Source organism: Deinococcus pimensis DSM 21231, from assembly GCF_000519345.1.
In the GTDB taxonomy this organism is placed as follows: Bacteria; Deinococcota; Deinococci; order Deinococcales; family Deinococcaceae; genus Deinococcus_A; species Deinococcus_A pimensis.
Genome location: NZ_KI912673.1, coordinates 85,572 through 85,808, shown reverse-complemented (window position 1 = coordinate 85,808; position 237 = coordinate 85,572). Strand labels below are relative to the sequence as shown.

The following is a 237-nucleotide window of genomic DNA, read 5'->3' as shown; positions in this document are numbered from 1 at the left end:
GTCACCACCGGCATGGCAGGCCCCACCCTGCTCTGGCTCGCCCGACACGAGCCGCGCACCTCCGCCCGCGCCCGCTGGGCCCTCCAGCCCAAGGACTGGCTGCGCCTCAAGCTCACCGGCGTCGCCGCCGCCGAACCCTCCGACGCGTCCGCCACGCTGCTCTACGACTTCGAACGTGACACCTGGGACGACACGCTCATCGACGACCTCGGCCTCAGACGCGACCAGCTCGCGCCC

The 237-nt window shown here is 73.0% G+C and carries 1 protein-coding gene; it reads left to right on the top strand.

The genetic code is table 11. The features are described from left to right. The coding region (locus DEIPI_RS0122755; RefSeq protein WP_027483288.1) for an FGGY family carbohydrate kinase at positions 1 to 237 on the top strand (237 nt) is incomplete at both ends.